Consider the following 4,465-nt stretch of genomic DNA (forward strand, 5'->3'; position numbering starts at 1 on the left):
AGCGTCAGATACGGCGCAACCAACGACCATTCTTCATCACTGATATCAGACGGATAAGGCTTGCGAATCGGAACCATCCGATTCCATTAAACCCATCCCTCCCGAAAGTACATAACACCCTCTAGAATGTTTCGGTAAACTCGCGGACAATTGATTGCAATTTGACGAGAAATGTAATGATACACGTGCCGTTCGGGGGAATTTCTTCTATTTTTCGCTTTTTATGGCGAGCTCTGCGGATAAAGGACGGTACGCACGTTTTTGTCTCCTCAGTAGGCGAAAGAGACGAGACACCACGGCCCAAAATTCTTGTAATTGGTTTCGAGGATTCGAAAGAAACTTGCTTCGTCCAGCTCCCGTTGTTGATTAAAAATGAAGGGCTTAATCCAGTCAAAAACCTAGCGGCTAGAGTTGAACTACCGAAAACGTTGTGCGCGGACTTACATGAAAAACCCCCAAATTCGCCCACAGGTGAAGTGATATATAAAATTGACACTTACCCATCTCTGGTTGGCATTAATTATGAGCTTCCTACGATCCGTATTGATGAGGGGGTCGTTCTGCCAATTATGATACGCATTCGTCCCTCAGATTGGATCGCACTGAAAGTGGGCGACGAAAGGAAAAATAAAGAACGCTTTTCCAAGTACGGCATCGATCCAATTACGCGTTTGATTGGTCTACGGATCGATGCTTCTGTACATGCGGATAATATCCGCGCAGTCCACCGCCGATGGGACGTCTGGCTGACGCCGAGCAAAGATTATGAGGAACTTCAAAATAGGTCGACTGATTTGCTGACCGTTAAGTGCATTTGGGATAAGGGAGACCGAGCGTTCCGATTTCCGTTCCTCTGGAATATTGCATATGCGCCTAGATTGAGAATGGTACCCGCTGCGGTGGTGCAGCTTAGTTCAGAAAAATACGCGGTAAGCCCGGAGCCGGGTCGTCTGTTCGAAGCCTTTCCCGGAAATGAGTTTATCCCGAGCGAGTTCTCCGACTTCGTGCTTGCTAATCCTGGGAGTGAAAAGGCAGACTTTGATAAGTGGGTTAAAGATATCTACGATTCAAAGCCACCATATTACCAGTGAACTATCCCCGGGAAGAGCTTTAGGGGGGCCGTTTCTGGCGCGAAGCGGCGGTCCCGATGCCAGTCAGAAGTTTCCGCTTCCCGCCAAAGGCGGAATTCAAACGGAGACACTACCAAAAAATGACTGAACTCGACCTCGGCCTTCGCGAGCAGGGCTTAATCGACGGGATATGGGCCGGCGCTGAGAGCGGCGCAACCTTCGCGGTGAATAATCCCGCGACAGGCGCCATTCTCGGCCAGGTTCCCGACATGGGCGTCGCGGAGACGCGCCGCGCGATCGACTCCTGTGCGAAGGCGCTGCCAAACTGGCGCGACCGCGCCGCCAAGGAGCGGGCGCAGATCATGCGCCGCTGGTTCGAACTGATCATGGCCGATCAGGAGCGGCTGGCGCGAATCATCACCGCCGAAATGGGCAAGCCGCTCGCCGAAGCGCGCGGCGAAATCGCTTACGCCGCGAGTTACATCGAATGGTTCGCGGAAGAGGGGCGGCGCATTTACGGCGACGTGATCCCGGGACCGACCGACCGTCGTATCCTGGTGTTTAAACAGGCGATCGGCGTCACGGCGGCGATCACGCCGTGGAACTTTCCTTCCGCGATGTTTGCGCGAAAGGTCGGCGCCGCGCTTGGCGCCGGCTGCACGATGGTGTTGAAGCCCGCCGAGTTGACGCCTTTTTCCGCGCTGGCGCTGGCCGAGCTTGCCGAACGCGCCGGCGTTCCGTCGGGCGTGATCAATGTCGTGACAGCGCTAGACCCCGCGCCGGTAGGGCTTGAATTCACGCAAAATCCGCTCGTGCGCAAACTGAGCTTCACCGGTTCGACCGAGGTCGGCAGACTCCTGCTGCGGCGGGCGGCCGAGAATATTCAAAAATGCTCGATGGAGCTTGGCGGCAATGCGCCGCTCATCATCTTCGAGGACGCCGATCTCGATCGCGCCGTCGAGGGCGCCATCGCCACCAAATATCGCAACAGCGGACAGACCTGCGTTTCAGCCAATCGCATCCTCGTTCACGCTTCGATCGTCGACGACTTTGCTAAAAGGCTCGCGGCGGCGGCCGGCGCGTTGAAGGTCGGCGAAGGGACGCAGCCAGATGTCGCGATCGGGCCGCTGATCGAAGAGGCGGCGGTGGAAAAGGTCGAGCGTCACGTCGCCGACGCCATCGCCCATGGCGCGAAGGTGCTCACCGGCGGCAGTCGTCATGCGCTCGGCGGTTCTTTCTTTCAGCCGACGGTCCTGGCGAATGTGCCGCCTGACGCGCTGATCTTCAATGAGGAGACCTTCGGTCCCGTCGCGCCGCTCATTTCCTTTGAAACGGAAGCCGAGGCGGTGCGTCTCGCCAACGCCACGCCCTACGGCCTCGCCGCCTATTTCTACAGTCGCGACGTCGCCCGCGTCATCCGCGTCGCCGAGCAATTGGAATATGGCATGGTCGGCGTCAACGAAACTTTGATTTCGACCGAAGTCGCGCCCTTCGGCGGCGTCAAACATTCGGGTCTCGGACGGGAAGGTTCGCGTTACGGCGTCGATGATTATGTCGAGATCAAATATGTCTGTCTTGGCGGACTTTGATACGAAATCCGATTGATCTGCTCGGCTGTCTTGCAGCGCGCGCGATCGGGAATCCAGAGCAAAACCAGCGTTCCTGGATTGGCCCTGAATTCCCGGTCAGGCCTTTGGCCTGCCGGGAATGACACAGCCTAAGCGAACCGGACAGCCGGAATTCGTATGATCACTCGACTTTGATGCGGCCGTCGACGACGGGCGCGATCGCGCCGGCTTTTTCAATTGCGTTGGCGATGACATTCGCCAGCAACGGACCTTCGAGCTCGCCGACGAGCGGCTTGCCGCGCGTCAGCGCGACATAGCCGTCCTTGCCGCGCGCCAAAAAGTCGATCGTCGCAAGCTTGTAGCGCTTGGCGTCATCGAGCGGAACGCCGCCGATCTCGATCGAAACCAGCCGCGACCCGGGGACAGCGTCGCGCCGCACGACAATGCGCGCGCCGGAAATCTGAGCGAAGCGGCCGGCGTCCTTGTCGATCAGCCACACGCCATTCTCTAAAGCGGCGCGCAGATCGGCGCCTGAAAGTTCGAGAGTCACAAGCTGATTGTTAAACGGCAGCTCCCTGACGACATCCTTGCGCGTCAGCTTCGTTCCGGACGGATAGAGTCGATTGCCGCGTATGCCGCCGCCATTGATGATCGCGACGTCGGTGCCGGCGGCGGCGCGCATCGTGTCGGCGAAATAATTCCCGATGGCGGTCTCCTGGCCACGCACGCTCGCCTTTCGGCTGTCGAGCGGCGTCTTGGTGACGCCAATGTCGACATCGAGCGCCTTGTCGATCTCGGCCTGATATTGCGCGACGCGCGCCGCGATCGCGGCGTCGGGCGCTACATCGGCGGTGTCGATGATGCGAAATCTCGGCGTCCAGCGCTTGACGCCATCATTGGCGATGCGAATCTCTACATCGATCGCAACGAGATTGACGCCGTCGGCCTGGGTCTCGCCGACGACGGCGCGCCCATCATAGGCGACAAGAAGATTATGGTCATGGCCCGATAGAACAATGTCGATCGGTCCGAGTTTCATCAGCCGCAAATCATCCTGCCACTCCGAATGGGTGACGACGACGACAAGATCGGCGCCGGCGTCACGCAACGCCTGCGCCGCGCGCTTGGCGGTGTCGATCGCCGGAAGGAGCTTCAAGGTTCCGGGACTGGATCGCCTTGCCGCCTCGTCGTCGGTCAGGCCGAAGACGCCGACTTTCACGCCGTCGACGTCGATGATCTTGCTGTCGGCGATTCCGGGCAGGGGCTGGTTGGAGGCGTCGCGCAGATTCGCCGCGAGCAGCGCGAATTTGGCTTCAGCCATGCGCTGACGGAAAACCGCTTCGCCGAAATCGAATTCGTGATTGCCGGGAGTGAAAACGTTAAGGCCGACGCGGTTGAGAAGCTCCATGATATGCGCGCCCTTGTCGACGCTCGAGGTCAGCGACGGCGACAGCGTGTCGCCGGCAAGGGCGACGATGACGTTCTTGGCTTTCGCGCGTTCAGCCTTCAGCCCGTCGGCGACGCGGGCGAAGCCGCCGCGCCCGTCCCTTTCCGCCATTTCATAGATGTCGCTGAAGACGACGAAGGTGAGATTGACGATGCGCTCGGCGGCTTGGGCGGGGAAGGCGAAAGCAAATCCGACGACCGTGGCAATGAAGAAGGCGCGCCTCATATTTCGAAACATTTGTCTTCGCTCGTCTCGATAAATCGAAGGGCGCGCATGTTGCCGCCGCTTGATGACGAGCGCAATACGTCCATGGCGCGCGCTAACCCTCTCCCAAAGGGAGAGGGTTAGCGCGGAGCGTCCCAGAGAGGGGGTGACGAACG

Annotated in this window: 3 protein-coding genes; 2 read left to right on the top strand and 1 reads right to left on the bottom strand. The window is 58.8% G+C overall.

Annotation, left to right across the window (positions count from 1 at the left end):
• Positions 1–176 precede the first annotated feature (176 nt).
• Together AB7I51_RS17670 and AB7I51_RS17675 are read left to right on the top strand one after the other, a co-directional pair.
• On the top strand, positions 177–1,091 hold the full coding sequence (locus tag AB7I51_RS17670) for a hypothetical protein (RefSeq protein ID WP_428405596.1): 915 nt from the start codon (positions 177–179) through the stop codon (positions 1,089–1,091).
• A 119-nt stretch (positions 1,092–1,210) separates the two neighbouring features.
• Positions 1,211–2,659: an NAD-dependent succinate-semialdehyde dehydrogenase gene (locus AB7I51_RS17675; RefSeq protein ID WP_428405597.1), complete on the top strand. Its 1,449-nt coding sequence runs from the start codon at positions 1,211–1,213 to the stop codon at positions 2,657–2,659.
• 160 nt (positions 2,660–2,819) lie between these two features.
• Here the strand turns inward: AB7I51_RS17675 and AB7I51_RS17680 are convergent, their stop codons facing one another.
• A complete protein-coding gene (locus AB7I51_RS17680; RefSeq protein ID WP_428405598.1) occupies positions 2,820–4,322 on the bottom strand; it encodes a bifunctional metallophosphatase/5'-nucleotidase in 1,503 nt (500 codons plus the stop codon).
• Positions 4,323–4,465: the final 143 nt, after the last annotated feature.

This window comes from Methylocystis sp., assembly GCF_050246715.1.
Classification (GTDB): Bacteria; Pseudomonadota; Alphaproteobacteria; order Rhizobiales; family Beijerinckiaceae; genus Methylocystis.

Excerpts from the sequence above, each read along its gene's own strand:
- AB7I51_RS17670 (WP_428405596.1), top strand. The coding sequence starts at position 177 with ATGATACACGTGCCGTTCGGGGGAATTTCTTCTATTTTTCGCTTTTTA.
- AB7I51_RS17675 (WP_428405597.1), top strand. The coding sequence starts at position 1,211 with ATGACTGAACTCGACCTCGGCCTTCGCGAGCAGGGCTTAATCGACGGG.
- AB7I51_RS17680 (WP_428405598.1), bottom strand. The coding sequence starts at position 4,322 with ATGTTTCGAAATATGAGGCGCGCCTTCTTCATTGCCACGGTCGTCGGA.